Annotated in this window: 21 protein-coding genes and 1 riboswitch; of the genes, 14 read left to right on the forward strand and 7 right to left on the reverse strand. The window is 64.4% G+C overall.

What is annotated here, in order from left to right; genetic code table 11:
• Positions 1-32: 32 nt before the first annotated feature.
• The 3 genes from HNP46_RS32730 to HNP46_RS32740 form a co-directional block, all read right to left on the reverse strand.
• Entirely contained in the window at positions 33-2,192 is a 2,160-nt protein-coding gene (locus HNP46_RS32730; RefSeq protein WP_184597516.1) for an ATP-binding protein, read from the reverse strand.
• The gene (locus HNP46_RS32735) at positions 2,177-3,394 is read right to left on the reverse strand and encodes a hypothetical protein (RefSeq protein WP_184597518.1); all 1,218 of its coding nucleotides are present in this window, start codon (positions 3,392-3,394) and stop codon (positions 2,177-2,179) included. Before HNP46_RS32735 ends, HNP46_RS32730 begins: the two co-directional genes overlap by 16 nt.
• 260 nt (positions 3,395-3,654) lie before the next feature.
• Positions 3,655-4,461, reverse strand: a complete 807-nt coding sequence (locus tag HNP46_RS32740) for a hypothetical protein (protein ID WP_184597521.1) — start codon at positions 4,459-4,461, stop codon at positions 3,655-3,657.
• A 271-nt stretch (positions 4,462-4,732) separates the two neighbouring features.
• On the opposite strand from HNP46_RS32740, the gene metH reads away from it, so the two are divergent.
• From metH to HNP46_RS32785, 9 genes are all read left to right on the forward strand, one after another.
• Positions 4,733-8,425 (forward strand): methionine synthase, encoded by a 3,693-nt coding sequence (metH, locus tag HNP46_RS32745; protein WP_184597530.1) that lies wholly within the window; start codon positions 4,733-4,735, stop codon positions 8,423-8,425.
• Positions 8,426-9,148: 723 nt separating this feature from the next.
• On the forward strand, positions 9,149-9,286 hold the full coding sequence (locus tag HNP46_RS32750; RefSeq protein ID WP_184597532.1) for a hypothetical protein: 138 nt from the start codon (positions 9,149-9,151) through the stop codon (positions 9,284-9,286).
• 425 nt (positions 9,287-9,711) lie between these two features.
• The gene (locus tag HNP46_RS32755) at positions 9,712-10,914 is read left to right on the forward strand and encodes an HlyD family secretion protein (RefSeq protein WP_221455203.1); all 1,203 of its coding nucleotides are present in this window, start codon (positions 9,712-9,714) and stop codon (positions 10,912-10,914) included.
• Positions 10,915-10,916: 2 nt separating this feature from the next.
• Positions 10,917-13,016, forward strand: a complete 2,100-nt coding sequence (locus tag HNP46_RS32760; RefSeq protein ID WP_184597536.1) for a peptidase domain-containing ABC transporter — start codon at positions 10,917-10,919, stop codon at positions 13,014-13,016.
• Positions 13,013-14,332, forward strand: coding sequence for a TolC family outer membrane protein (locus HNP46_RS32765; protein WP_184597538.1), 1,320 nt, complete (start codon positions 13,013-13,015; stop codon positions 14,330-14,332). The genes HNP46_RS32760 and HNP46_RS32765 overlap by 4 nt, the downstream gene beginning before the upstream one ends.
• Position 14,333: 1 nt before the next feature.
• Positions 14,334-15,230 carry a hypothetical protein gene (locus HNP46_RS32770; protein ID WP_221455204.1) on the forward strand — a complete coding sequence of 299 codons (897 nt, stop codon included), beginning with the start codon at positions 14,334-14,336 and terminating at the stop codon, positions 15,228-15,230.
• A 280-nt stretch (positions 15,231-15,510) separates the two neighbouring features.
• A complete protein-coding gene (locus tag HNP46_RS32775; RefSeq protein WP_184597540.1) occupies positions 15,511-16,626 on the forward strand; it encodes a fimbrial protein in 1,116 nt (371 codons plus the stop codon).
• Positions 16,627-16,754: 128 nt separating this feature from the next.
• Complete coding sequence (locus tag HNP46_RS32780; RefSeq protein WP_184597543.1) at positions 16,755-17,105, forward strand: 50S ribosome-binding protein YggL; 351 nt, start codon at positions 16,755-16,757, stop codon at positions 17,103-17,105.
• A 135-nt stretch (positions 17,106-17,240) separates the two neighbouring features.
• Positions 17,241-18,602 carry an FAD/NAD(P)-binding protein gene (locus tag HNP46_RS32785; protein ID WP_184597545.1) on the forward strand — a complete coding sequence of 454 codons (1,362 nt, stop codon included), beginning with the start codon at positions 17,241-17,243 and terminating at the stop codon, positions 18,600-18,602.
• 82 nt (positions 18,603-18,684) lie between these two features.
• Here the strand turns inward: HNP46_RS32785 and HNP46_RS32790 are convergent, their stop codons facing one another.
• The 4 genes from HNP46_RS32790 to HNP46_RS32805 all read right to left on the reverse strand — a co-directional run bounded on the left by HNP46_RS32790 (position 18,685) and on the right by HNP46_RS32805 (position 20,632).
• Positions 18,685-19,044, reverse strand: a complete 360-nt coding sequence (locus tag HNP46_RS32790) for a hypothetical protein (protein WP_024763315.1) — start codon at positions 19,042-19,044, stop codon at positions 18,685-18,687.
• 70 nt (positions 19,045-19,114) lie between these two features.
• Complete coding sequence (locus HNP46_RS32795; RefSeq protein WP_184597547.1) at positions 19,115-19,525, reverse strand: roadblock/LC7 domain-containing protein; 411 nt, start codon at positions 19,523-19,525, stop codon at positions 19,115-19,117.
• Between the two features lie 25 nt (positions 19,526-19,550).
• Positions 19,551-20,081 carry a GTP-binding protein gene (locus tag HNP46_RS32800; protein WP_184597549.1) on the reverse strand — a complete coding sequence of 177 codons (531 nt, stop codon included), beginning with the start codon at positions 20,079-20,081 and terminating at the stop codon, positions 19,551-19,553.
• The gene (locus HNP46_RS32805; protein WP_184597552.1) at positions 20,078-20,632 is read right to left on the reverse strand and encodes a hypothetical protein; all 555 of its coding nucleotides are present in this window, start codon (positions 20,630-20,632) and stop codon (positions 20,078-20,080) included. Before HNP46_RS32805 ends, HNP46_RS32800 begins: the two co-directional genes overlap by 4 nt.
• A 166-nt stretch (positions 20,633-20,798) precedes the next feature.
• Positions 20,799-20,886, reverse strand: a riboswitch (cyclic di-GMP riboswitch).
• A gap of 230 nt (positions 20,887-21,116) precedes the next feature.
• Between HNP46_RS32805 and HNP46_RS32810 the strand changes: the two genes are divergently transcribed.
• The 5 genes from HNP46_RS32810 to HNP46_RS32830 all read left to right on the forward strand — a co-directional run bounded on the left by HNP46_RS32810 (position 21,117) and on the right by HNP46_RS32830 (position 25,905).
• Positions 21,117-22,442 (forward strand): MATE family efflux transporter, encoded by a 1,326-nt coding sequence (locus tag HNP46_RS32810; protein ID WP_184597554.1) that lies wholly within the window; start codon positions 21,117-21,119, stop codon positions 22,440-22,442.
• A 49-nt stretch (positions 22,443-22,491) separates the two neighbouring features.
• Positions 22,492-22,707 carry a DUF2970 domain-containing protein gene (locus HNP46_RS32815; RefSeq protein WP_184597556.1) on the forward strand — a complete coding sequence of 72 codons (216 nt, stop codon included), beginning with the start codon at positions 22,492-22,494 and terminating at the stop codon, positions 22,705-22,707.
• A 310-nt stretch (positions 22,708-23,017) separates the two neighbouring features.
• Entirely contained in the window at positions 23,018-23,512 is a 495-nt protein-coding gene (locus tag HNP46_RS32820; protein WP_184597558.1) for a PaaI family thioesterase, read from the forward strand.
• Positions 23,513-23,759: 247 nt separating this feature from the next.
• Complete coding sequence (locus tag HNP46_RS32825; protein ID WP_184597560.1) at positions 23,760-25,418, forward strand: nitrite/sulfite reductase; 1,659 nt, start codon at positions 23,760-23,762, stop codon at positions 25,416-25,418.
• Positions 25,402-25,905: a DUF934 domain-containing protein gene (locus tag HNP46_RS32830; RefSeq protein WP_184597562.1), complete on the forward strand. Its 504-nt coding sequence runs from the start codon at positions 25,402-25,404 to the stop codon at positions 25,903-25,905. Before HNP46_RS32825 ends, HNP46_RS32830 begins: the two co-directional genes overlap by 17 nt.
• Positions 25,906-26,026 lie beyond the last annotated feature (121 nt).

Genomic DNA, 26,026 nt, shown 5'->3' on the forward strand with positions numbered 1-26,026 from the left:
ATTCGCGGGCGCGGCGGCTGCGCGCCTTTTGGCTAGCGTGTCGCGCGCGGTCGGTTCGACAGCTCGTGGCGCAACAGCAACGGCAGCTCGGCGGACTCGAACTGGCCGGCGAACAGTGGCACGGCGAACTCGTAGCCCTCGTCGCGGCGCTTGAGCACGAAGGCCAGCTGCAGGCGCGCCAGGGACTCCTTGAGCGCGACGGCATCGGTCTGCTCGCCGAACAATTCGAGCAGCCGCGCCAGGCTGGTGCTGCCGTGCTGCGCGGTGTGGTAGACGATGATCCGGTCCAGGCGACAGGCCGCCTCGTCCTGGCTCAGGCGGCCCCAGCCAGCCAGCGCGTCCTGTACCGCCTGGGAAGCCAGGGCGCCCTTGAGCTGCAGGCGCTCGATCACCCGCGCTCCGGGTGGCAAGGCCTCCAGGCATTCCTGGCAGAGAATGGCGACCAGGTTGGCGCGCTGGCCGCTGGCGTCCACCAGGTCCTCCAGCAGCGTGTCGCTGGCGAAGCCCAGGCGCAGGCTGGCCAGCGGCACGCTGGCCAGTTCCCGGCAGGCCTGGCGCTCCAGCGCGCCGATGGTCAGCACTTCGCCGAAGTTGCGCAGCGGCGACTGGTAGTCCAGCACGGCGGTGGCGTAGAGGTCCCAGAAGCCGGCGAGCATGAACCAGCAACGCCCCTCCTCGCTCAGCGCGCGCAGGGTCGAAAGCTGCGGATAGCCGTTGGCCGCCTCGTCGCGGAAGAACAGGTCGGCCTCGTCGATCAGCAGGAACAGGCGCTTGCCCACCTGCCGGGTGCTGATGTGGGCAATGATGGCGTCCAGCGGCGTTTCCGCCGCCAGGCCGAACTGCAGGGCCAGGCGCGGCGAAAGGCGATGGTCGCGCAGCGACACATAGTGGCAGACCATCTGCGGGTGGTCCTCCAGGCGCCGCTGGACCGCCTTGAGCAGGCTGCTCTTGCCCAGTTGCCGGCCACCGACCACCAGGTAGTTGGCCGGCTCGCGGCCCAGCACCCGCGCCAGCAACTGGTCGCGGCCGAAGAACGAGCTGGCGCGCACCACCCCGCCACGGGTCTGGTAGGGCGAGATGCGGGTCAGCCGCAGTTGCGCGGCGAGCACGCGCAGCAGCAGCTCGCCGGCATTGCCGCCCAGCAGCCAGCGCGTCTGCTCGCCGGGCTCGATGGCAACGCAGAGGTTGGCGGTGTCGGCGCAGTACTTGAGCAGCTGCGGCTGGCCGGTCTTCGCCAGCACCAGCATCACGTCGATGCCGGCATTGACGGTACGCAGGTGCTGCACGATCTGCCCGTCGTGCTGGTCGGGCGCCGGCAGGTAGACCAGGCAGCGGTCCAGGGAGACCGGGACGGCGTCGGGCAGCTTCCATTCGAACACCCGGCCGGGCAGCGACCAGCCCCAGCTGACCTGGCAACTCGCCCCCAGCGCCAGGGCCAGCGCCTGGGCACGCTGCTCGGCCTCGGCGCCGGCGTAGTCCAGCGCCTGCTGCCAGCTGGGCGCATCGACACCGGCGGCGCGCAGGGTCGCCCGGCGGCGGCCCAGCAGACCGAGCAGGCGGTCCAGCTGGCGCAGGTCGGCGGGGTCGGTGTCCAGCAGTCGCTGCGGGCGCAGTTGCACCGGCCCGAGCAGCGGGTGGCGGAACAGCAGGAGCAACCCGGCGATGACGAACAGCAGCACGCAGACGATCAGCAGCCAGCGCAGGCTTTCCACCAACGGGTTGTCCGCCGGGGCAGCGTCGTCGCGGACCAGGCAACTGCTCATCAGGTAGCGTTCCGGGATCGGCGGATCGCCGGGGCGGCAGCTCCACTCGCTGCTGTTCGGCGGCATGTCGACGATGACCTGCTTGCCGGCGAGCACGCCCAGCTCGGCACGGTCCTCGACGGTCATCACCAGGCGCTGCGGCTGTGGCGAGACGACTTGCAGGATTGGCTCGCGCAACGGCGGCGCGTGGGCCTGGATATCCTCGGGCCAGTGCCCCTCGACCTGCTGTGCCTGCATCAGCGCCGTGCGCCAGCTGGTCATTTCGCCGAAGAACTGCTCGAAGGCCTCGTTGCCCAGCGCCGAATCGCGGGTGAAAGGGTTGAGCCGCGGCGCGAGCACGGCGCTGAACAGCAGGAAAGTGACCGTGGCGATGAACAACAAGCGCTTGACCCGCACCGCGCCGCGTTGCCGGTTCAGGCTTCGACCCATGATTCCAGCACCTGCCGACCGGTCTGCCGGATGATTTCGCAGCGCCACGCCAGGCGCGCCGAGTCGCCCTGGCCACGCACGGTGATCAGGTTGTTCCAGAACAGCCGGCGCAGTTCGCCGTCGGCCAGGTAGGGGCTGGCGCGGCCCAGGTCGACAGCGTCCAGGCGCTGGCGCAGGCGTTCGCGCGAACTCTCGCTTTCCGCCAGCGGCAGGAAGGCCTGCCACAGGCGCGCGCTGCGTGACAGCAGCTCGTGCAGGGCCAGCCGCGACTCGGCGGTCAGCGCCTCATGCTGCACCAGCCACTCCAGTCCTTCTTCCGCCAGCGCCGGATGGCCGCCGCAGCTTTCCAGCAGTTCGCCGAGCATCGCCTGGTCGAAGCGCCGCTGCGGCCAGCGGCGCTGGGCGAGCAGCGCGAGGTCGGCCAGGCTCAGCTCGGACCAGTGACTGACCTGGGCGATGTTCAGCAGCGACAGATCGCCGCTGCGGTACTTCAGGTCGGCCAGCCCTTCCCCGCCGCACAGCAGCAGGTGCAGGCGACCGCTGTGCATCTCGCTGAGGCTGCGCAGGATGCCGGCGAGCATCTCGCGCAATGCCGGAGTGCCCTGCTCGAAACGGCTGACCAGGCAGAACAGCCGCTCCCCCGCCAGCAGGCGGCGCTCCAGGGCGGCTTCGAATTCGTAGTCCGAGGTGACCTCGGCAAAGCCGCACTGGCGGCCGATGGCGGCAAAATAGTCGGCGCTGGCGGTGCTGGCGCTGTAGGGCGGCTGGATGTGCAGCACCGAATGCTCGCCATACAGCGCACGGGCACGGCCTAGCAGCTCCTGGCGGAACGGCGGCTGGCCCCAGTGCGCCTGGGACAGCAGCAGGACGATGGGGTACGGCGTGAGTCGGCGCAGTTGCTCGAACAGCGACTCGATGTAGGGCGCAAAGGGCACGCTGCCGGCCGTCTCGGCCTGCAGCGGGAATTCCGGCTCGAAGCCGGCGGCGCTGAACAGGCGGTTGGTTTCCAGCTCGGTCAGGCGCAGGTAGCGGGCGCAGGCGATGAGTTTGTCGCGGGACTTCGGATTGGGCAGCGACAGGCCGTTGCGCCAGTTGTTTACCGCCTCGCGACTCAGGCCGATTTCGGTGGCCACGCCCGAAGCGCTGGCGCGGATGCGCCGCATGTAGAGCGTCAGCAGTTGCGAGAAAGCATCCGTGTCCAAGGTCGCCAATCCATAGCCTGCGTGGGGCGACCAGCTGCGCCACACGCTCCATCCCCGCCGGTCCTGCCCTGCTGCCGGCTTCATGATCGGGCTGGCGTCGACGACGCCAGGCCCCAGGCGAGCAGGCAGATAGCCACTACCGCTCGCCGCGCGCCAGCATACGCATGGCGGGGAATCGCGCCTAGATGGGTGCGACAGCGTTTCACCGTTGGCTGCGACGGATTTCGCATTTCTTCGCCCACGACCGACCAGCCGGTCGCTCAGTCCGCCCCCTCGGCGGCCTCGGGCTCCTCGCGTTTTTCGCTCAGGTCGCTGTACTCGACCCAGCCGTAGAGCAGCGGCAGGACGATGGCCAGCAGCACACCCAGACCCAGCCACATCCAGAAGCCCTTGAAGAACACCAGCGCCAGCACGGTGAAGATCACCGCGTGGAACAGGCCCTTGGCCATCTGCCAGAGCACCAGCCCTGTCTTGATCACTCCGCCGGGGCTGGCGCCGGTCTGGCGTGCGACCTGGGCCAGTTCGCGGATACCCGCCACCAGCGCCTTGGCGTTCTCTTCCTGTTCGCGCTGTTCCTCGATCAGCTGGCGCAGCGGCACCGGCCGCGTCACGCAGACGCTGGTGTCCTCCTCGTCCTCCTCGCGCCGGGCGTCCAGCTGGGCACTGACGATGGGCTCGATGAACGGCTCGCGCTGGTACAGGTCGGCGCGGTTCACCAGCTTGCCGTCGAGGAAATGATGACGCTGGGTCTCGCCGACCTGGCCGTGGAATACCTCGATCACCGCCGCGCGCAACCCGTGTTCGAACAGGCCCTCCAGCAACGGCAGCGGCAGGTTCGCGCTCACCGAAGTGTCGAAATCCAGGCGGATGTATTCGGGTTGCGCGCTGAACTGCTGGTTGAACCACTCGTCTTCCCACACCTGCGAGAGATCGACGCCCAGGCGCTGCTGGTAACCGCGGGATTTCTCCGGGTCGTCGCGCATCAGGTTGACCAGCGACAGCACGCACAGCTCGTGCGGGGCCTGATCCTTGAAGAACAGCATCAGGGTGTTGGCGTTCTGCGACATGGGGCGTCTCCTTGCGGGATGGATTCCTGGGCCGGGCCGACGGACGAGAAACTTCTTCATCCGTACCGCCGTGTGCCGTGGATTCTTCCAGCAAGCCCGCCGCCAGGCAGTTCCGGACTTGTCAGGTGTGGCCGGGGCGCGGTTGACGCGGCGTCAAGTCGTCCCCATCGCCAACATGAGCGAAATTCATGGAAAACCGCGAACCACCGGAAAGCCGTGCAGCTTTGCTATCATCAGCGACCTTTTGCCACGCCCTTTTCCGAGAATTCCAATGATCGACCGTGCCGCACGCCTGCAAGCCCTCCAGCAAGCCCTCAAGGAGCGCATCCTGATCCTCGACGGCGGCATGGGCACCATGATCCAGAGCTACAAGCTGCAGGAAGAGGACTACCGCGGCGAGCGCTTCGCCGACTGGCCGAGCGACGTCAAGGGCAACAACGACCTGCTGCTGCTCAGCCGCCCGGACGTCATCCAGGCCATCGAGAAGGCCTATCTGGATGCCGGCGCCGACATCCTGGAAACCAATACCTTCAACGCCACCCGCGTGTCCCAGGCGGACTACGACATGCAGGAACTGGCGTATGAAATGAACGTGGAAGGCGCGCGCCTGGCCCGTGAAGTGGCCGACGCCAAGACCGCCGAAACCCCGGACCGCCCGCGCTTCGTCGCCGGCGTCCTCGGCCCGACCAGCCGCACCTGCTCGATCTCCCCGGACGTCAACGACCCCGGTTTCCGCAACGTCACCTTCGACGAGCTGGTGGAGAACTACAGCGAGTCCACCCGCGGCCTGATCGAGGGCGGCGCGGACCTGATCCTGATCGAGACCATCTTCGATACCTTGAACGCCAAGGCGGCGATCTTCGCCGTGCAGGGCGTCTATGAAGAGCTGGGCGTCGAGCTGCCGATCATGATCTCCGGCACCATCACCGACGCCTCCGGCCGTACCCTCTCGGGCCAGACCACCGAAGCCTTCTGGAACTCGGTACGCCACGCCAAGCCGATCTCCGTGGGCCTGAACTGCGCCCTGGGCGCGAAAGAACTGCGTCCGTACCTGGAAGAGCTGGCGACCAAGGCGGATACCTTCGTTTCCGCCCACCCCAACGCCGGCCTGCCGAACGCCTTCGGCGAATACGACGAGACTCCGGCGGAAATGGCCGTGGTGGTCGAGGAATTCGCCTCGTCCGGCTTCCTCAACATCATCGGCGGTTGCTGCGGCACCACGCCCGGCCACATTGAGGCCATCGCCAAGGCCGTGGCCAAGTACGCCCCGCGCGCGATTCCGGAGATCCCCAAGGCCTGTCGCCTGTCGGGCCTGGAGCCGTTCACCATCGATCGCAGCTCGCTGTTCGTCAACGTCGGCGAGCGCACCAACATCACCGGCAGCGCCAAGTTCGCCCGGCTGATCCGCGAGGAGAACTACGCCGAAGCCCTGGAAGTGGCGCAGCAGCAGGTGGAAGCCGGCGCCCAGGTGATCGACATCAACATGGACGAGGGCATGCTCGACTCCCAGGCGGCCATGGTGAAGTTCCTCAACCTGATCGCCTCCGAGCCGGACATCTCCCGCGTGCCGATCATGATCGACTCCTCCAAGTGGGACGTGATCGAAGCCGGCCTGAAGTGCATCCAGGGCAAGGGCATCGTCAACTCCATTTCCATGAAGGAAGGCGTCGAGCAGTTCAAGCACCACGCCCGCCTGTGCAAGCGCTACGGCGCTGTGGTGGTGGTGATGGCCTTCGACGAGGCCGGCCAGGCCGACACCCAGGCGCGCAAGGAAGAAATCTGCCAGCGCTCCTACGACATCCTGGTCAACGAAGTGGGCTTCCCGCCGGAAGACATCATCTTCGACCCGAACATCTTCGCGGTCGCCACCGGCATCGAGGAGCACAACAACTACGCGGTCGACTTCATCGAGGCCTGCGCCTACATCCGCGACAACCTGCCCTACGCGCTGACCTCGGGCGGGGTGTCCAACGTGTCCTTCTCGTTCCGTGGCAACAACCCGGTGCGCGAGGCGATCCACTCGGTGTTCCTCTACTACGCCATCCAGAACGGCCTGACCATGGGCATCGTCAACGCCGGCCAGCTGGAGATCTACGACGAGATTCCCAAGGAACTGCGCGACAAGGTCGAGGACGTGGTGCTCAACCGCAGCCCGGACGCCACCGAAGCGCTGCTGGCCATCGCCGATAACTACAAGGGCGGCGGCGCGGTCAAGGAAGTGGAAGACGAAGAGTGGCGCAGCCACAGCGTCGAGAAACGCCTGGAGCACGCGCTGGTCAAGGGCATCACCACCTTCATCGTCGAAGACACCGAGGAGTGCCGGCAGAAGTGCGCGCGCCCCATCGAGGTCATCGAAGGCCCGCTGATGAACGGCATGAACGTGGTCGGCGACCTGTTCGGCGCCGGCAAGATGTTCCTCCCGCAGGTGGTCAAATCCGCCCGCGTGATGAAACAGGCCGTTGCCCACCTGATCCCCTTCATCGAGGCGGAAAAAGGCGACAAGCCCGAGGCCAAGGGCAAGATCCTCATGGCCACGGTGAAGGGCGACGTGCACGACATCGGCAAGAACATCGTCGGCGTGGTGCTGGGCTGCAACGGCTACGACATCGTCGACCTGGGCGTGATGGTCCCGGCCGAGAAGATCCTGCAGACCGCCCGCGAGCAGAAGTGCGACATCATCGGCCTGTCCGGCCTGATCACCCCGTCGCTGGACGAGATGGTCCACGTCGCCAAGGAAATGCAGCGGCAGAACTTCAGCCTGCCGCTGCTGATTGGCGGCGCCACCACCTCCAAGGCGCACACCGCGGTGAAGATCGACCCGCAGTACAGCAACGACGCGGTGGTCTACGTCACCGACGCCTCCCGCGCGGTGGGCGTGGCGACCACCCTGCTGTCCAAGGAAATGAAGCCCGAGTACGCCCGCAAGCTGCGCGAGGAATACGCGGAAGTGCGCGAGCGCACCGCCAACCGCAGCGCGCGCACCGAGCGCCTCACCTACGAGCAGGCCATCGCCGCCAAGCCGACCTTCGACTGGGCCGGCTACCAGCCGCCAGTGCCGAGCTTCACCGGCGTCAAGGTGCTGGAGGACATCGACCTCAACGTGCTGGCCGAGTATATCGACTGGACACCCTTCTTCATCTCCTGGGACCTGGCCGGCAAGTATCCGCGCATCCTCACCGACGAAGTGGTCGGCGAGGCGGCGACGAGCCTGTTCAACGACGCCCAGGCGATGCTGAAGAAGCTGATCGACGAGAAGCTCATTCGCGCCAAGGCGGTCTTCGGCTTCTGGCCGGCCAACCAGGTGCACCACGACGACCTGGAAGTCTACGGCGACGACGGCCACAAGCTGGCCACCCTGCACCACCTGCGCCAGCAGACCATCAAGCCTGACGGCAAGCCGAACTTCAGCCTGGCCGACTTCGTCGCGCCCAAGGACAGCGGCGTGAAGGACTACGTCGGCGGCTTCATCACCACCGCCGGCATCGGCGCCGAGGAAGTGGCCAAGGCCTACGAGGCCAAGGGAGACGACTACAGCGCGATCATGGTCAAGGCCCTCGCCGACCGTCTCGCCGAAGCCTGCGCCGAGTGGCTGCACCAGCGCGTGCGTACAGAGTACTGGGGCTACCAGCCCGAGGAGCACCTGGACAACGAGGCGCTGATCAAGGAGCAGTACATCGGCATCCGCCCGGCGCCCGGCTACCCGGCCTGCCCGGATCACACCGAGAAAGGCACCCTGTTCCAGCTGCTCGACCCGAAAGGCCTGTCCGGCGTGACCCTGACCGAGCACTACGCCATGTTCCCCGCCGCCGCCGTCAGCGGCTGGTACTTCGCCCACCCGCAGGCGCAGTACTTCGCCGTGGGCAAGGTCGACAAGGACCAGATCGAACGCTACAGCGCGCGCAAGGACCAGGAGATCGGCACCAGCGAGCGCTGGCTTTCGCCGAACCTGGGCTATGACAGCTGAGTGCCCCGGCAGGTAACTCGCTAGCTTCCTGACCTGGGCGTCCTCCGCCCAGGTCTTTCAAATGGCGCAATGCAACCCATCGAAGGGAGCTTCCTGGCTCCTTTCCACCCCGCCGCCCGGCCCCCTCCTCCAGGCAAGACTCAGCGCCCCGCCCTCCTTCCCAGCTCCACCACCGCGAAATCTCCGCGCCTCGCTGCAATGCCAGACTGCACATTCAGCAAGTTCTCCAGAACTGTATCCCTCATTAAACAATAAAGAAAAATCCTACATTAAATAAACAAAAATATTACGGCTCCTTCAATTCCCTCAAACTTACCGAGTACCGGAACTTTCCTACGCAGCCATGCACACAAATCCGTTGCGCGCTATAGTTCAATTACGAATAATCAGCCCACTTCCAGCGCATCTTATTGATTTCGCCTGACATACGAATACGACTATCGCCGCACTATCTTAATTTCCGAACAGAAATACGCCCCGACTTCGACCACCCCACTCCGCCAATTGAATAAAGCCTCTGGACGGGCCGCCATAGCCCAGCGACGAGCACATTCTTTTTCAGGACGAAAATAGCAGAGCCGTCGAAATCTCAACCGTATTCCGCATCAACTTCTGTTCGGAAGTACCGTTTCTAAAGGAAGAGAAAGCTTCATAAAAGGGAATAGCAACAAACGTTGGAACTCCAACGCAACCAAACCTCAACTCATATCGAGAGATTGAACCATGAAAAATATCGAACGCGAACAGCTGATCAAAGCTCAGGTAGCCGGCGGCTGCTGCAAGTCCAAGAAGAAGCCGGCTCCGGCTCCGACCCCTTGCCCGCCAAACGGTGGCGGCAGCGGCGGCGGCGGCGACAAGTAACTGACGGAAACTGCGCTGCTCCACGCCTGCAAGGCCAACTTGGCGGCAGGCTTCTCTCATTTTTATCAAGGATAAATTGTAGATGAAAAAAGTAGAGCGCGAAGTACTCGTCAGGTCCGAATTGGCCGGTGGTTGCTGCAAGTCCAAGAAGCAACCCAACCCTACCCCCAAACCGTGCCCGCCGAAAGGCGGTGGCTGTGACGGTGGTGGTGGCGGCCAATAAAAGGCATGAACTCACAGGGCCTCTAAGCCTGCGGATCAAATGAACCTGATCGCCAGCGAGCCGTGAATCCGGCCCTGTCATGCCTATGCTATTCAACACTGTCCGGCCTTGTGCCGGACAGTGCTTGGCAGCCACGACACACATTATCCCCATATACCGTCAAACAGCATTAAGGGCGGTTACACACACGGCAGGTGGCACCTTGAGTATCCAAGCAGAAAAGCTGCCGCGCTTCACTGATATTTCCTGGCGTTGGATCGCCTATTTCAGCTCTTCCGTGGTGGCATCGGCCATCGTCTATGCATTCTTCCAGGAAATTGAACTCAAGCGCGACGTCCCCTTCGAGATTGTCTCGCCTTCAGAAGTAAAGATTACCGGCCTTGTCGGCCTCGTCACCTCAGTGCACACGGCCCCGGGGCAACTTGTCGAAAAAGGACAACCGCTCTTCGAACTGGTCCGGGACCTGAATCTGTCCAGTGACGGAACTCCCAAACCCAAGTTCGACGAAACGATGCGCGACGAGCAGATCGTCACCGCCAGAAGTCAGTACGAAGACCGCGTTGCGGCGATCGCCGCACGCCTCGAGGCCAGTGAGCGCACCGTGGCCGCGCGTGAGCTCGAGCTGCAGGCCCTCGCCAAGCAGCAGTCGCGTACCCGGCAGATCGCCAGCGATGCCGCCAACACCCTCCGCCGCCTGGAAGATCTGTCCGGCTATGTCACCGCTGATCGGGTGGAGCAGGCACGCCTGCAAGCCAACCAGACTGCTGCGGAAATCGCCCAGGGCGATGGCCGCCGCCAATCGCTGATGAGCGAATTGGAAACCCTGCGTGGCAGCCAGCAGGAGCTGAAGGCTCAACAACGCGAAATCGGCGCCCAGCTCAATCGTGACGTGCAGGAAATTCGCCTTCGCTATGAGGCCGCGCGCCAGAACACCACGGTTTATGCCCCTCAGGCAGGGATCGTGACTTTTTCCAGCCTGGTGGCTGGCCACATGCTCCAGCCAGGAGATGTGGCCCAGGTGATCAACACGGACTCCGGCCAACCCCTGGTGGCAGCACTGAATATCCCCACTCGCCAACGTGGTTTCGTCAAGGTGGGACAACTCGTGCGCCTCAAGCTGGACTCCTTTCCCTATGCCCGCTTCGGCGCTGTGCAGGCCAGCATTGCGTCGATCTCCGACTCCGTCATGAACAAAAGCGAAAGCACCACGGCCGCAGCACCCACCGTGCCGGTCGAGACCAGCAATTACATGGGCTGGGCAACCTTGCCCGGCGACACCTTCGGCCCAGCGGGCAAGCCCCTGCAGATTCTTCCGGGTATGCGCGGTACCGCCAGCGTCGTGATCGAGCGCCGAACCATTGCTGAATGGGTCCTCGAACCGCTGTTCCAGATAGTGCGGGGCTGACCGTGAGAATCATCTACCAGAACGAAGTCGCCGACTGCGGCTACGCCTGTCTTGCCATGGTACTGACGCACCTGGGGCGCGCCACCGCAGTTCGCGAGATCACTGCGCATCGCCCACTGTCGTCCAATGGCCTGACGCTGATGGACCTGTACGATGTGGCGACTGATTTCGGCCTCGCCGTGCAGGCCTTCCAGTTCGATGCGAGCGACCTGCCCAACCTCAAGACCGGTTCGATCCTGCACTTTGGCGGCGCCCACTTCGTGGTGTTCGAGAAAGCCCGGCGCAACCACGTGGTGGTCATCGACCCGGCGTCCGGGCGGCGCAGGCTGGCAATGGACATGTTCCTGGCGAACGTTTCCGGCTACCTCCTCGAATGTTCGCCGACGCCGCAGCTGCCCCGCATCCGCGCGAAATCGCAGGTGCCCGGCGCATTGGCGCGGGTACGCAAGCTGAACCCCCAGTTGCGCGGCCAACTCGCCAAGCTGATGTTCGTGGCCATCGGCAGCCAGTTCGCAATTCTTGCCATGCCTTACTTCGGCAACCTGGTCCTCGACCATGTGGTCACCAGCGACAATCGAAATCTGCTGCTCATTCTCGCCATCACCTTCTCAAGCATCTTCGCCATCGGCACCTTCAGCAAGTTCGTACAGAGCTATCTGACCGCCCTGGCGGGGACGCTGGTCAGCGTCAATGTCACCCAGGGGCTGCTGGGGCAGCTGTTGAGAAACCCCATCTCCTACTTCGAGAAACGCAACGTCGGCGACTTGTTCGCCCGCCTGAAGTCCCAGGAGGAGATCAACGACTACACGGTACGCACCAGCATTTCACTGCGCATCGACCTCACCGTCGCTTGCCTCGCAATCGCCCTCATGCTGATCCAGAGCGCCCTGCTGGCTGTCGTTGCCCTGGGGATCTTCGCACTCTATCTGGGCACGGCTTTCGCTCTGTACGCCCCGATGCGGGATGCCCATATGCTGGTACTGGAACGCTCGGCACAGTGTGACGACGCGCTGATTGAAACGGTTCGCGGCGCCTCGCTGATCAAGCTCGCGTGTGGAGAAACCCGTCGCACCGCCATCTTCATGGCGAAGTTCCGGGCCAATGCGGCCGCGGCGCTCTACAGCGCGAAGCTGACTGCCGGCCGCGATGCGGTGCTGAAACTGGTCGAGTATGCCGATGTGATCGTCATTACCTGGCTGGCGGCCGGGCTGATGCTCGACGGGAAGATTTCGGTGGGCGTGTTCTACTCCTTCATGATCTACAAGTCCCTGTCCTCGGAGCGCCTGGCCCAGGCAATCAACGCCCTGTTCGGCCGCTTCATGCTCAGCGTGCCGGTGCAACGTGTCGCCGATATCGTTGAACACGAACCGGAGCGCTACGCGCCGCCCGAGCAACTGGGAAGGATCGCCGAACTACGTCATCTGGAGTCCATCCAGGTACGTGACCTGAGCTTCAGCTACGGCATTTCCGACCGTCAGGTGCTCGACGACGTTTCGCTGGATATCCGCCGGGGCGACAAGATTGTCATCGTCGGGCCTTCCGGCGTGGGCAAGTCGACGCTGTTCAAGCTGCTTTGCGCAGCCGAACCGGTGCGGCAGGGCGAGATCTGCCTGAACGGCGTGAGCTACAGCAACCTTGCCGTCGATGAAGTCCGCCGCCATATGACCCAGATGCGCCAAGGCGACCTGATCCTCAATGGCAGCATCGCCGACAACATTTCGCTGTTCAGCGCCAACCCCGACCACAACCGGATCAACCAGTTGCTCAAGGACGTCGGTCTCCTGGGCGATGTCATGCAATTGCCGATGCGCACCCAGACAGTCATCAGCGACTCGATCGCGAACATTTCCGCCGGTCAGCGCCAGAGACTGCTGCTGGCACGCGCTCTGTACCAGGAATCGGAACTGCTTCTGCTCGATGAGCCGACCTCCAACCTGGACCCCGCCTCGGTTGCCGGCATCGCCGAGTTACTCCAACGCCTGGACCGCACGATCATCGTCATCACCCACGATCCCTCGCTGGCGTCGCGCTTCGAACGCAGCTACCAACTGAACGACGGACGACTCATTCCCCGTGCTCAGCGCCAGGGAGTCCCGACATGAAAACCTTGAAAGCACTGATCTCGGCAGGATTTGCAATCGCGCTCCTGCCCCTCGCCGCCTCCGCAGGCGAACTGCTGTCAGTCATTAACGACACCCTCGCCCGTGACGCAGAGCTGGCGGCGGCGAACGCCGAAATTGCCATCGAACGCGAAGAAGTGCCCCTGGCCCGCGCAGCGCTGCTGCCCAGACTCGATGGCGGCTGGGGACGCACCTACAACCAGATCAAGACAGACAACGGTCCGACCACCAAGTACTGGCAGAACGGCTGGATGGTGACTTTGACCCAACCCGTCTTCGACTGGGTGCGCTGGGTGGAACTGCGCCAGGCAAGCATCGCCGGCGCCAAGGCAGAGCTTGAATATGCCAGCGCCTGGCAGGCGCTGGTTCTGCGCAGTGCCAACGCCTATTTCGATCTGCTCGCCGCCGCCCAGGAAAATACCCGCGCATCGGACTATCTGCGCGCCGTCAGGGAGCAACACGCACTTACCCAGAAGTTGCAGGCCGGCGGAGAAGCGACAGTCATCGACGTCCAGGAAGCCCTGTCACGGCTGAGCGAAGCTCAGTTGCGCCAACAGGATGCCGTCCGCAACCTGGATGCGTGCCAGCGCGTGCTGGCCAACCTGACCGGGCGGAAGGTTTCTCCCGCCGAGCTGTCCTCGACCCGACGCACCCGTCCCTGGCTGAAAGCAAAGAGCCTGCAGCAGTGGGTCCATCAGGCGGAGACATACAGTTTCCCTGTACAGCTCGGCCAGCTTGAACTTCGCGATGCCGACAAGAACATCGACAAGGCCCGCGCCCAGCGCTATCCCGTCGTCAACCTGACGGCCAGCCACTCACCGACTGGCGCCGCATCGGGCTATTCCGACCCGACCACGACCAATAGCGCCATGCTGACCATATCGGCCCCGCTGTTTACCGGTGGCGCCAATCGGGCCCGCATTCGCCAGGCCATGGCCGGCGAGGAGAAAGCCCAGAACAACCTGCTCGCGGCCACACGCAAGTCAGCCGCCGATACACGTGAATGGTTCGAGCGCTTCAACTGGGCGCAGGAGCGGAGCAACGCCCTGGGGGAGATCGTTCGCCTGAACGAATCCTCTCTGGCAGCAACTCGCATCGGCTATAGAACCGGTAGTCGCTCGAACCTCGACGTGCTCAGGGCCCAGGAAGTGCTCTTCGCCAGCCGTGGCGAACGGGCCAAGGCGCAGTACGAAATGCTCTCGGCCTTCCTCGCCCTCAAGGCGCAGGTAGCCTCACTGGAAATGGCGGACATCAAAATGCTCGACAACTGGCTGACGTCCGATGAGCAGGAAAGCTGAGATGGGCATCCGCTGGCAGGACCGTTGGTTGTTGTCCTTGTCCGCTCGGGCAATCGAGCGGACAGCACTGCTTTCCTGGGGGCTGCGTAGCCTGTTCAGCGCCAGGACGCGCTGGAACGGCCGGCTCCGCTACGAGTGGGGAGCGGACAGCGTCTCCCTGAGCCGGGCAGACAAGTGGCGCACCATGGCCAGCAAGGAGCTGGAGGCCCTTATCGACCGCCGCATGCAGATGGGAAGGCTGTACGGCAAGGGCCATGTTTGGCCTGAACTGGAAGCGGCCGCTCGGGAATTGGCCACTGCCGTACGGACGATCCAGAGCAGGACGCCCGGCCGACCGGTGGTGGTCTCGCCGTTCCACTACGTATCCGAATACGCGAACATCTACGTCGTCGACGCGATGCGCGCGCAGTTGGGCCTGAAGGAGCTGGCGGTGGTGTCGGGCAGCCCCCGCGAAGCCTATGGCAATCGCGAAGACGTGCTGATCCCCGGCCTGCGCATATTGCACACTTACGACGAAAACAACCGCTCCGGCCTCGGCCTGAGGCTGATGCGAGCCTTGCGCCAGGAGCGTATTGCGGTCCTGTTCAGCGATGCGCCGCCTTACACCATGCAGCGCTACCCCATGGAAACCGTCGAAGTATCGATGCTCGGGCGATCTGCTCGCCTGCACCGTGGCGTGTTCAACATCGGCAGCCATGCCGACGCCGTACTGCTGTGCTTCCACATCTCGTTCTCGAAGGGGCACTTCGGCCACCGGATCTACGCCCCCATAGAACTCAAGAATGCAGATGCCCCCCAGCAGGTGGCGCAGTGTATCGAACGGGCCTACGCGGATGACTATCCGAACTGGATCCTTGCCGATCACCCCTCCCGCTACGGCTTTGCTCCCACCAAGTGACTCTGGCACATCAGGGCAGCGCACGAACTCTCGCCTCTCCTGAAGAGAACCTGCCCTATCGGGATCTGGCAGCAAGAACAGGAAATTTCTCTATATGAAGCACCTTGTTCTCGGACAGACCGAGAGCGAAGTAACCGGTATTAATCCATTTAGCCAATAAATACTGCGGCTGCTTTCCTGCACGTCAAGACACACCAGACCTGCAGGTATCTGGACGTGCGAATGCGCACCGCCTCGACCACCCAGTTGCCGCTTAATTCTTTGATCAGGGAGTACCGAAATGAAAATGCGGGGAATCATCAGTGGTAAAGGCACAGGGCGACTGTGGTCGCTCGCGACATACCTATCGCTGGTCGTTGCGATGGCCAGTTGGAGCCAGCTCTCAGCAGCGGCAAGCTCCTGCCAGTTCAACGGCTCCAGCGCGGAGACCTTCAATTTCCCGAGTCCGATTTCGGTTCCTCGAGACAACTCGGCTTCAATGCATCCCCTGACGAACTGGGTCTCGGGCGATTCAGCGTCGAACATCTACACCTGCACAGCCGACAACAGCACCCAGGTGGGGATTGGCATAAAGTTCCCCGTACTCGGCCAGGCGGGGACCTACAGCGAAGGCGGGGAAAGCTACAAGGTCTTCAATACGAGCATTCCAGGAGTGGGAGTGGTCTACGGCTTTCGCTACTACACCACCGGTCCCGGCTGCGATCAGAACAGCGGCACCATCGGCTGGTACTCCTGGATGACCGGCTCAGGCAACATTCCTTACAGCAACCGCTACTGCGAGAGCGTGCCGTCCGCTTCCTATTCCTTTGGAGCCCAGTTGCAGTTCCGCCTCATCCAGACGGGAAAGCTGACAGCCGGCACCATGCCAGCATTCACCCTCACCTACACCGCGCTGAATACCAACGGAGTGTTCTCGACCAGTACAGGAAGCAGGAACTACATCATTGGCTCGGTGAATTTCCAGACTCTGGGGTGCACCGCAGAAGGCGCTGACGTGATTCTGGATACCGCACAGAAGAGCGATTTCGCCTCGGCAACCAGCGTACGAACCAAACCCTTCCAGTTGACCCTGCGAAACTGCCCAGGCGGGATGAACAGCATCAGGTATCAACTCGACCCAATCGGCACGGTCATCAGCGCCACGGACGGCACCTTCCAGAATGCCACCGGGACCGACATGGCCAAAGGCGTGGGGCTGCGAATCACCAACGAGGCCAACACCGCCCCCATTCGCTTCGGTGACTCCAGCTACGTAGTTTCCGACTACAGCCCAACCTCCGGCAACTCGTCATTGTCCATCAAGATGAACGTCTCCTACTTCCGAACAGGTACCGCAGCCCAGGTCTCCGGCGGAAATGTCAGGGGTACGGCGCAGTTGACGGTGTTCTATCTCTGAGGAGCCATGAGCCGGCGCTCTCCTGTCAGGCGCCCCATGAAGGCGTCAGTGTCGATAAGTGATACCATCGCCGACTGGCTGTCGCCGATCAGGCACGACGCCGGATCATCGAATTCCAAGGAGTCACCATGAAATACCTCACCCCCGAACAGATGGCCAAACCGCGCAAGCGCCGCCTGCTGAAGAAACTGCGCCTGGGCGAATTCCAGGAGTTCGGCTTCAGCCTGGAAGTGAACTACAGCGGCGACCTGGATGAGGTGCTCGATCAGTGGATCGCCTTCGTCGAGTCCGAGGGCTGGGTTTTCGTCGGTGGTGCCACCGAAGATGGTGAGTTCACCGGTTACCTGTGCCTGAATGCGGTCGGCAGCCTGAGCGAGGCCGATCGTGAGACCACCCGCCTGTGGCTGGAGAAGCAGTCCTGGGTGAAATCCTTCGAGCTGGGCGAGCTGAGCGACTGCTGGCACGGCCTGTTCGAGTGATCTGCGCAAAGGCGGCCCGAGTGGCCGCCTTCTGCTTTCCTCCCGCCGCTTCCACCCTGCATCGCCGCTGACCACAGGTTGTCAGCTTCGCTTCGCTCTGCGACCCTGCCCCGAACCGAACAAGGACCGGGATGCATGGAACATATCGCCATTATCGGCAGCGGATTCTGCGGCACCGCATTGGCCATCCAGTTGCTGCGCAATGCGAAGGGGCCGCTTCGCCTGAGCCTGATCAACCGCTCCGGCCGCCTGGCCCGCGGCCTGGCCTATGGCACTCGCTCCGCCAGCCACATTCTCAATGTGCCGGCCGAGCGCATGAGCCTCTTCCCGGACCAGCCTTCAGACTTTCTCGAATTCGCGCGCAGGCAGATGCCCGAGGCGAAGCCGGGTGACTTCCTCCCCCGCCGTTTCTATGGCGACTACCTGCAGGATCGTCTCGGCCACGCCATTGCCGAGGCTGCACCCGGCGTGCGTTTCAGCAGCCTGTGCCAGCAGGTGCTGGAGTTGACCGACCAGGGCGACCATCTGCGCCTGCTGCTGGATGACGGGCAGCCGCTGGAGAGCCGCAAGGTCATCATCGCCACCGGCAACTTCACCCCGGCAACCCCGGCGCCGCTCAAGGCACTGGAAGACGATCCCGGCTATCTGCGCGATCCATGGACGCCCGGCGCCCTGGAAGGCATCCCGGCCGCTGCCAGTGTCCTGCTGCTGGGCGCCGGCCTGACCATGTACGACATGGCGCTGGCCCTGCAGGACCAGGGACATCGCGGCCCCCTGCTGGCGCTCTCGCGTCGCGCATTGCTGCCCCAGGCCCACCGTGACAACGCCAGCCATCCGGTCCTCCCGGAGCTGCCGCAGGCCTTCCGGCAGGCCACAGGCCTGAACCAACGGGTGCGCGATCTGCGCCTGCTGATCCGCCAGGCCAGCGCTGACGGCCACGACTGGCGCGACGTGATCGCGGCACTCCGCCCGCTCACGCCCCAGCTCTGGCAGGCCCTGGAAGAGCGCGAGCGCAGCCGCTTCCTGCGCCATCTGCAACCTTACTGGGATGTGCATCGCCACCGCGCCGCGCCGCCTGTTGCGCAACGCGTCAGCGAGCTGCGAGACAGCGGCCAATTGCGGGTACAGGCAGGTCGCGTGCTGGCGGCCCGGCCGACCAATCCCGGCATCGCCGTGACGGTTCGCCAACGTGGCGCCAGGCAATCCCAGGAGCAGCAGTTCGACTATCTGATCAATTGCACGGGCCCGTGCACCAACCTGCGCAGCGTGCAGGAAACGCTGCTGAACGGGCTGCTGGAGCGTGGTGTGATCCGCCAGGACCGCCAGTGCCTCGGGCTGGATACCGATGACCAGTACCGCTTGCTCGATGTCCATGGCCAGGCCAACCCGAACCTCTATCTGCTCAGTCCCATGCTGCGCGCCAGCCATTGGGAAGCCACCGCAGTACCGGAGCTGCGCAACCACGCCGCGCAGCTTGCCGGCTTGCTGCTGGCATGAAACGAAGCTGGCCCGTGAAGGGCCAGCCAGATGGGCGCGACTCGGGCGGAACTCCCCCTCCGCCCGCCTCCCGGGAAGGACCTCAGATCGCCATCTGCCCCTCCACCTCCTGCAACTTGCGGCGTGCCAGGGCGAGGTTGGCCTTGACCTTGTCCAGCACGTAGTACATGAACACGCCCTCGTGCTTCGCCATCGGGCGGATGATGTGGTACTGGCGGCCGAGGGTGATCAGGATGTCCTCGATCACGTCGTTGAGCGCCAGGGACTTCATGGTCTTGAGCTTAGCCCGCACCACCTCGGTGTTGCCCGCCGCGGCCAGCTCCAGGTCCACGCCGCCACCAGCCTGACCGAGCAGCATGCCGCTCTTGGCATCCACCACGGCCGACGCCAGGGCTCCATCCAGGTTCAGCAGTTCATCCAGCGATTGTTGCAGTGCAGCCATAGCGATTACTCCTCAGTGCGCGTTCTGTTTTAGGGGCCCCGCAGCCGCGCGCGCCACGGAGCCTTTTGTCTCAGCCGGCGAGCGACAGGTCAGCCAGTCGCGTGGCCGTCCGCTTGGCCTGGTAGAGCACCTGGCCGAGCATCTCCTCGCGGTCGGCGACCAGGTTGAGGATCATCGGATGGCTCGGGTGCGGGATATCGACGATGACGATGTAGCCCTCGCTGGCCTCGACGATCACGTTCTGGTGCGGGCCGACTTCGCTTTCCTGGCCGACCATGGCGCCCAGGGCCGAGATCGAGCAGGCCATGGCCGCCAGCTTGGAAACCTCCAGGCCCTTGCCGGCGCGCGAAGCCACCTCGAAGCCATCGGTGGTGGCGATCACCGCCGCGCTCAGCCGGCCCAGGCTGGCACTCAACTCGTCCAGTGCGCTCTCGGCATCCTGGCGCAGGCGCTCCGGCAGGTTCATCAAGGCGTGTTCCATCATCCACTCCAGTCCGTGGTGAACCTCAGGCCACCGTGCATTCCAGTTGCAGCAGCAGCAGGTCGAGCAGCATGCGTACCTGCTGCGCCTCGCGGACATCCACTTCCACCACCGGGAAGGTATGTCCGGCCTGAGCCAGCGCGGCGGCATAGTCGTCCAGGCCGGGGTGGGGATGGCCCGGCAGACGCCCCACGCCGATCACGCACGGCGCGACGGCAATGCACTCGGCGAAGCCGTCGAGGTAGATGCGCAGGTCACCCAGTGGATCGGGCCGCGAGTTGTCGATCAGGATGACCAGCCCCAGGGCACCTCGGGAGAGAATTCCCCACATGAAGGAGAAGCGCGCCTGGCCGGGCGTGCCATAGAGGCGCAGGCGCTCGTCCGGGCCGAGCACCACCTCGCCGTAGTCCAGGCCCACCGTGGTGCGCGCCTTGTCCAGGCTCGGGTCGTTGTTCTGCACGTCGGTGCTGACCGGTGCGACATCGCTGATCGCGGCGATGGCAGTGGTCTTGCCCGCGCCCATGGTGCCGGTGAAGAGGATCTTGTACTCCCTCATCGACTGGCTTCCTCGCTGCCGCCCAGGCCGAAGTGGCGGCGGATTCGCGCCAGCAGCCCTACCGGTGCCGCAGGCTGCGGCCTGGCAGCCACGGGAGCCGACTCGCTGCGCTGCAACAGGTCCTGCCCGGCCATTGCGCGGACGAAGGCTTCGGCGACCTGCCGCGGCGTGCCGGAGCGCTCGCAGAGCTCGTCCAGGCTCATGGCTCGTGCACAGAGCAGCGTAGCGAGGCGGACGTAGCGGGAATCGCCCTGCAGCAGCGAAGCCGCCGGCCAGTGCTTGAGCCGCAACGCCTCGCCACCCATCTGTACAGGCTGGTGGCTGATGGCGCGGGCCGCGCGCTCCAGGCAATCGAAGACTTCGCTGGCACGCAGCGGCCAATGCACCCAGAGCGGTTCGCCGTCGACGGTGCGCAACTGCACTCTCGGCTCGCCCTCTTCACCCTCCACCAGCAGGTCGGCCGGACCCTCGACATAGGCCCAGTCCGCCAGCGTACGGCCGCTGAGCAGGCCGACGATGGATTTGAAGACCACTTGATCCCGCAGTGCCATCCGGGCGAACCCATAGGTGCACCTGACTTGATACGGCTGATTCATCGGCGCGCTCCCTTGGGCCAACAAACACCATCAACCTGCACGGGTTGATCAGGAGGCTCACCGGGACTCTGAAGTTGCCGAGCGCGAGGCTCGCAGAAGGCGCGGACGAACGTCCGGCCGGCTTGGCAACCCCGCGGTCATGGCCCTTGCAGGCTGTAGATCGGTGGCTTTGCGTCCCTGGCTTTCGCGCAGGTTTGCCCTGGTCAATTGCTTCTGAGCGTAGTACGCCGGTGCCAAACGCCAAGGCGAAAAAGCGTGACGCATCTCACACAAGCACCGGAAATATCTCTGGAACTACTTCGCAATATTCCTAGGCACATTCCGCCCTGAACGACGGCGGGACAGGCTCCTGTCGGCTAGGATTTCCTAAAGCGGCGCCCTACCGGCACGGGCCCGCCGGACGTCCACAACAGGCCGGAGCACACTGCCCCGAGACGCCATGCTAGAGCGCCAGCGGTTCCACAATATCCTCAACCTGGGCCTGCCGATCATCGGCGGCATGCTCAGCCAGAGCCTGCTCAACCTGGTGGATGCGGCGATGGTCGGGCATCTCGGGGAAAAGTCCCTGGCCGGGGTCGGCATCGGCAGCTACGCCAATTTCGTCGCCATCTCCCTGGTGATGGGTCTGGGCGCCGGCGTGCAGGCGCTGGTGGCACGGCGGCGCGGTGAAGGACGCAGCGAGGAACTGGCGGCGCCGCTTAACAGCGGGCTACTGGTGGCTCTGGGGCTGTCGCTGCCGATCACCCTGGTCTGCCTGCTGTTCGCCGAACCCATCGTCCGCGCCCTGTCCCATGACCCCGAGGTACTCGCGGTCGGCATCCCCTATTTCGAATGGCGTGCGCTGTCGGTGCTCGCCGTCGGCCTGAATTTCTCCTTCCGCGGCTACTGGAACGGCACCCGCCGTTCGGGCATGTACATGCGCACCCTGGTGGTGATGCACCTGGCCAACGCGGCGATCAGTTACAGCCTGATCCACGGCCTGTTCGGCCTGCCCAGGATGGGCGCGGTGGGCAGCGGGCTGGGCACGACCCTGGCGCTGTACCTGGGCTCGCTGATCTATGCCTGGATCACCTGGCGCGATGCCCGCGCCCAGGGCTTCCAGCCGCACCGGCCGAGCGAACGGGAGATTCGTACCCTGCTGCGCCTGTCGCTGCCCAACTCGCTGCAGCAGTTCTTCTTCGCCGCCGGCATCACCCTGCTGTTCTGGATCATCGCCCAGGTCGGCACCCGCGAGCTGGCGGTGGCCCACGTGCTGATCAACCTGGCGCTGTTCCTGATCCTGCCCGGCGTCGGCCTGGGCATGGCGGCGACCACCCTGGTCAGCCAGAGCATGGGCGAGCGCGATTTCGACAGCGCGCACCGCTGGGGCTGGGACGTGGTGAAGGTCGCCGCCTGCGGACTGGCGTTGCTGGGCGCACCGTTCTGGCTGTTTCCCGAGGCCATCCTGCGGCTGTTCGTCAGCGATCCCGCGCTGATCCAACTGGGCCGGGTGCCGCTGATGCTCACCGGCCTGGGCATGGTGATCGACGCCACGGCGCTGGTGCTGACCCAGGCGCTGCTGGGTGCGGGCGCCGTGCGCACGGTGATGGCGGTCAGCCTGGGCAACCAGTGGCTGTTCTTCCTGCCGCTGGCCTATCTGGTCGGCCCGGTTCTGGGCGGCGGGCTGCTGGCGATCTGGAGCATGCAGATCCTGCAGCGCGGGCTGGCCTCGGCGATCTTCGCGGTGATGTGGCAGAAGCGCCAGTGGACGCAGATCGAGCTCTAGCGCTTGCCCGCTCAGCAGCTAGGCTTGCAGGCAAAAAGGAGGACGAACGATGGACGAGCAACAGAACAAGCCGCCGACCTTCTGGCAGATGCTGCACAGCGTGCTGGCCGCGGCCTTCGGCGTGCAGAGCGGGCGCAATCGCGCGCGCGACTTCACCCACGGCAAGCCCAGCCACTTCATCGCCATGGGCGTTCTCTTCACGCTGGTGTTCGTGCTGCTGCTTTATGGACTGGTGCAGCTGGTGCTGCACTTCGCAGGAATCTAGCAGGGCACCGGGCGGGCCGCAGGACGGCCCGCCGGCACCGCTGTCACTGATGGCTGACCCAGAACACCGCGGTGGCGACCACCAGCAGGATCAGGATGAATGCGGCGCGGGCATCGACGACACTGTCGCTGGTCTTGTTGGACGACTCTTCGCTCATGTTTCCCCCATCTTCTCGTTATTGGCTGAAGGACCACAGGCAAGAGTTAAGACCAGCTCCGCCCGCCCCTCAAGGAACCGGACCTTTCCACCGTCGCGCAAATGCCGTTAGGCTGCCTGCTCCATAAGAACAAGCGGATAGAAAGGTAGGACCATGCACGTGGACTCACTGCAAGACACTGTCGCGCCCGAAGGCGTCTGCTACGGCTGCGGCGGCAGCAACCCGCACGGACTGCACATCAAGAGCCGCTGGCACGAGGACGGCGTCCATGTCGTCGCCGAGCACCTGCCCGAAGCCAAATACTGCGGCTGGCCGGAACTGGTCTACGGCGGCCTGATCGCCATGCTGGTGGACTGCCACTCGAACTGGACCGCCATGGCCTACCACTACCGCGCCGAAGGCCGCGAGCCGGGCAGCCTGCCGCGCATCGACTGCGTCACCGGCAACCTGGGCATCAAGTACATCAAGCCGACGCCCATGGGCGTACCGCTGACCCTCAAGGCCTACGTCGACGGCGAAGTCGGCCGCAAGAGCCGGATCATCTGCGAGGTCTACGCCGGCGACGTGCTGACCTGCATCGGCGACTCGATCTTCGTCCGTGTCGACACCTCGCAACTGCGCGACTCCGCCCACGGCCGCGAGGCCTGATCGATCATCGCCGAGCCGCTGCATCGCAAAGCGCAGCGGCACAGGCGTCCCGATTCACGCCCCCGTCCCACCTGTGTTTCAAGCCTGGCGCGGCTTAGATCCGAAAGTTCTCGCCATATACTCAAACATCACTTTTGCGCATATTCCCGAACTGGTATCGTGCGCCCCACTCCGCGTGGAGCGCGTTGCCGTGCGCGCTGGGATACGCAGTAAGCCTGAGCGCCATAGCCTGACAGCAGGAAGATTCATGTACGTATATGACGAATACGATCAGAGGATCGTAGAGGATCGCGTCAAGCAGTTCCGCGATCAGACCCACCGTTACCTGGCGGGTGAGCTGACCGGCGAGGAATTCCGCCCGCTGCGTCTGCAGAATGGCCTGTACATCCAGCGCTACGCGCCCATGCTGCGCGTGGCCGTGCCTTACGGCCTGCTGTCTTCCCGGCAGGTCCGCAAGCTGGCGCAGATCGCCCGCGACTACGACAAGGGCTACGCGCACATCAGCACCCGCCAGAACGTCCAGTACAACTGGCCGGAACTGGAAGACGTGCCGGAAATCCTCGCCGAGCTGGCCACCGTGCAGATGCACGCGATCCAGACCAGCGGCAACTGCATCCGCAACACCACCACCGACCAGTTCGCCGGCGTTGCCCGCGACGAACTCGTGGACCCGCGCCCCTGGTGCGAGATCATCCGCCAGTGGTCGACCTTCCACCCCGAATTCGCCCACCTGCCGCGCAAGTTCAAGATCGCCGTCAACGGCGCCGTGAGCGACCGCGCTGCCATCGAGGTGCACGACATCGGCCTGGAAGCGGTGCAGAACGAAGCCGGCGAGCTGGGCTTCCGCGTTTCCGTCGGTGGCGGCCTGGGCCGTACCCCGATCGTCGGCAGCTTCATCAATGAATTCCTGCCCTGGAAACACCTGCTGTCCTACCTGGACGCCATCCTGCGCGTGTACAACCGCTATGGCCGTCGGGACAACAAGTACAAGGCGCGCATCAAGATCCTGGTCAAGGCACTGACGCCGGAAGTCTTCGCCCAACGGGTCGACGCCGAATGGGCGAACCTGAAGGACGGCCCGAGCACCCTGACCGACGCCGAACTGCAGCGCGTAGCCGCGCACTTCGTCGACCCGGCCTACCAGAGCCTGGAAGACCAGGACGCCGCCCTCGCCCAGCTGGATGCCGAGAACCCCGGCTTCGCCCGCTGGCGCCAGCGCAACACCTTCGCCCACAAGAAGCCCGGCTACGTCGCCGTGACCCTGTCGCTCAAGCCAACCGGCGTGGCGCCTGGCGACATCACCGACAAGCAGCTGGACGTGGTCGCCGACCTGGCCGACCGCTACAGCTTCGGCGAAGTGCGCAACAGCCATAACCAGAACATCATCCTCGCCGACGTCGAGCAGGCGCAGCTGTTCACCCTCTGGGGCGAGCTGCGCGAGAACGGTTTCGCCACCCCCAACGTGGGCCTGCTGACCGATCTGATCTGCTGCCCGGGCGGTGATTTCTGCTCCCTGGCCAACGCCAAGTCGCTGCCGGTGGCCGAAGCCATCCAGCGTCGCTTCGATGACCTGGACTACCTGTTCGACATCGGCGACCTCGACCTGAACATCTCCGGCTGCATGAACGCCTGCGGTCACCACCACGTGGGCCACATCGGCATTCTCGGCGTGGACAAGAAAGGCGAGGAGTTCTACCAGGTCTCCCTCGGCGGCAGTGCCAGCCGTGAGGCGAGCCTCGCGCAGATCCTCGGCCCGTCCTTCGCCCAGGAGCAGATGGCCGACGTGATCGAGAAGATCATCAACGTCTACGTAGAACAGCGCACCGAAGAGGAACGCTTCCTCGATACCTACCGTCGCATCGGCATCGACCCCTTCAAGGAGCGCGTATATGCAGCGAATCATTAAGCACCGCGAAGTCGTCGACGACCGCTGGCACCTGCTGCCCAAGGACGCGACCCTGGAAACCGTGCCCAACTGCGACGACGTGATCATCCCGCTGAACCTGTGGCTGGAACACGGCCCTGCCCTGCGCGGCCGTGACGGTGGCCTGGGCGTGTGGCTGGACGCGGACGAAGAGCCCGAAGCCATCGCCGCAGACCTGGACAAATTCCAGGTCATCGCCGTGAACTTCCCCGCCTTCACCGACGGCCGCGGCTTCAGCACCGCACGCCTGCTGCGCGAGCGCTTCGGCTACAAAGGCGAAGTGCGCGCCATCGGCGACGTGCTGCGTGACCAGCTGTTCTTCATGCAGAGCTGCGGCTTCGACGCCTACGCCATCCGCGCCGACCGCGACCCGCAAGCGGCGCTGGCCGGCCTGGATGATTTCAGCGAGGTCTACCAGACCTCGGTGACCCAGCCGCAACCGCTGTTCCGTCGCCGTCAGCTGGCCTGATCAGCCAGAGTTGATTCAGCGACAAGAAAAAGCCCCTCTATTGAACTGACCCCCAGATGTTGGACACCAACTCTGAGGGGTCCACATGGCAAGGCATGATGGGAAGTTCAAGCTAGAGGTG

Source organism: Pseudomonas nitroreducens (assembly GCF_014204515.1).
Classification (GTDB): Bacteria; Pseudomonadota; Gammaproteobacteria; order Pseudomonadales; family Pseudomonadaceae; genus Pseudomonas; species Pseudomonas nitritireducens_A.

Coding starts and splice junctions, on each gene's coding strand:
- HNP46_RS32820 (WP_184597558.1), top strand. CDS start 23,018: ATGCACGTGGACTCACTGCAAGACACTGTCGCGCCCGAAGGCGTCTGC.
- HNP46_RS32805 (WP_184597552.1), bottom strand. CDS start 20,632: ATGGCACTGCGGGATCAAGTGGTCTTCAAATCCATCGTCGGCCTGCTC.
- HNP46_RS32775 (WP_184597540.1), top strand. CDS start 15,511: ATGAAAATGCGGGGAATCATCAGTGGTAAAGGCACAGGGCGACTGTGG.
- HNP46_RS32795 (WP_184597547.1), bottom strand. CDS start 19,525: ATGGAACACGCCTTGATGAACCTGCCGGAGCGCCTGCGCCAGGATGCC.
- HNP46_RS32785 (WP_184597545.1), top strand. CDS start 17,241: ATGGAACATATCGCCATTATCGGCAGCGGATTCTGCGGCACCGCATTG.
- HNP46_RS32800 (WP_184597549.1), bottom strand. CDS start 20,081: ATGAGGGAGTACAAGATCCTCTTCACCGGCACCATGGGCGCGGGCAAG.
- HNP46_RS32810 (WP_184597554.1), top strand. CDS start 21,117: ATGCTAGAGCGCCAGCGGTTCCACAATATCCTCAACCTGGGCCTGCCG.
- HNP46_RS32815 (WP_184597556.1), top strand. CDS start 22,492: ATGGACGAGCAACAGAACAAGCCGCCGACCTTCTGGCAGATGCTGCAC.
- HNP46_RS32830 (WP_184597562.1), top strand. CDS start 25,402: ATGCAGCGAATCATTAAGCACCGCGAAGTCGTCGACGACCGCTGGCAC.
- HNP46_RS32765 (WP_184597538.1), top strand. CDS start 13,013: ATGAAAACCTTGAAAGCACTGATCTCGGCAGGATTTGCAATCGCGCTC.
- HNP46_RS32780 (WP_184597543.1), top strand. CDS start 16,755: ATGAAATACCTCACCCCCGAACAGATGGCCAAACCGCGCAAGCGCCGC.
- HNP46_RS32750 (WP_184597532.1), top strand. CDS start 9,149: ATGAAAAATATCGAACGCGAACAGCTGATCAAAGCTCAGGTAGCCGGC.
- HNP46_RS32790 (WP_024763315.1), bottom strand. CDS start 19,044: ATGGCTGCACTGCAACAATCGCTGGATGAACTGCTGAACCTGGATGGA.
- HNP46_RS32825 (WP_184597560.1), top strand. CDS start 23,760: ATGTACGTATATGACGAATACGATCAGAGGATCGTAGAGGATCGCGTC.
- HNP46_RS32730 (WP_184597516.1), bottom strand. CDS start 2,192: ATGGGTCGAAGCCTGAACCGGCAACGCGGCGCGGTGCGGGTCAAGCGC.
- HNP46_RS32740 (WP_184597521.1), bottom strand. CDS start 4,461: ATGTCGCAGAACGCCAACACCCTGATGCTGTTCTTCAAGGATCAGGCC.
- metH (WP_184597530.1), top strand. CDS start 4,733: ATGATCGACCGTGCCGCACGCCTGCAAGCCCTCCAGCAAGCCCTCAAG.
- HNP46_RS32770 (WP_221455204.1), top strand. CDS start 14,334: ATGGGCATCCGCTGGCAGGACCGTTGGTTGTTGTCCTTGTCCGCTCGG.